Here is a 1,370-nt window from a genome sequence, read left to right as displayed (position 1 = left end):
CTTCCGCGTCCTTTTTTCAAAACTCCGCTTTAACACAAATTTCATCTATCTATTTTGATAATTCAAAAACTCAAAATTTATTACTTAATACGCATAAAAATACAAAAGCTTCACGCCCAAGGCTCCATATTTTGTAGCTGATATTTCATAAAATATTAAGTTTTATTTTTATACTTATGCTATATAATAATAAAATTTTAAATATTTAACACGTATATTTAAAAAATACAACTTAAAGGTGTGAAAATGTCTTTAACCAAGTCACAAATTTCAGGACTTTATGTTGCCTTATTTGGCAGGTCTAGCGAAGGCGCAGGTAATGAAGCCTGGCTAAAATCGGCAAACGCTAAAAATTCAAGTTTATCTAACATTGCAAATTTGATGTTGGATACGACGGCGTCAAAGGAATTTTTCGGCAAAAGCCTGGAGAGCAACGAAAGTTTCATCAAGCATATTTATGCAACATTGTTAAACAAGGATGAAAATACCGACGTCGGCGGAAAAGCGGGTTGGATAAATATGCTAAATAATACAAACGACAGAGGTCAAGTCGTAAGCGAGATCTTAAAAGCGGCGCTAAACCCGGTACACGCGCAAAGCTCGGATGCCGCCACTAGAGACGCGCATAAAACGCTGATAAACAAAATCATCGCCTCAAACGTCGTAGCTGATAGCGTACAAGACGTACCGGGTGGCGATATAAAAACGGCTTTAAATTCTTTTTTAAAAATAAACGACACTATAACGGCGACATCCTCCGCTCAGGATATAAAAAACGTCATCATAAACAACAAATCAAATTTGACGCTAGATGACGCAAAACTGGACGAATCGCTAAGTAAAAACGATAAAATATCCGTAATATCGCAAGTAACGGGAAAAAGCGAAAGCGAGATAAAAAGTCAATTTCCAAACTACGATAAAGATTATGTCCCTACTCCGGAGCCAAAACCAGATCCCAAACCGGAGCCAAAACCCGACCATGATCCCATCATCGAAAAAACCGATGTTAAGACGTTTTTGGAAAAAGCTGCAAACATCGCCGACGAAAGCACTTCGTTTATCATAGAAGACGAAGCGGGAAATATACAAAACAATATAGATAAAATCGCCTCAAATTTAAAATACGTCATATCTATCAAATTTAGCGGCAGCTTTACGCTAGACGCCAGCAAGGCTACTACGATGCTACTAAATAAAATTTCCGAAGGCAAAATTTGGCTAGAAAGCGTAACGAGCGATCATCTAAATTTGATAAAAAGCAGTTCGGTAGAGAAATTTTTTATAGACGATAGTAAAGATTTTACGTTAGATATCGCTACCTTTATATCGTTAAAAGACAAGATCACAAATCTCGATAAATTAGTATT

General features: G+C 36.6%; 1 protein-coding gene. It reads left to right on the top strand.

What is annotated here, in order from left to right; all coding sequences use genetic code 11:
- Positions 1–246 precede the first annotated feature (246 nt).
- The coding region (locus tag Q0200_RS03920; RefSeq protein ID WP_297937991.1) for a hypothetical protein at positions 247–1,370 on the top strand (1,124 nt) is incomplete at its 3' end.

The sequence above is a fragment of the uncultured Campylobacter sp. genome (assembly GCF_938045225.1).
Classification (GTDB): Bacteria; Campylobacterota; Campylobacteria; order Campylobacterales; family Campylobacteraceae; genus Campylobacter_A.
Note: the sequence above shows the minus strand (reverse complement) of the source record. Positions and strands in the feature narration are given on the sequence as shown.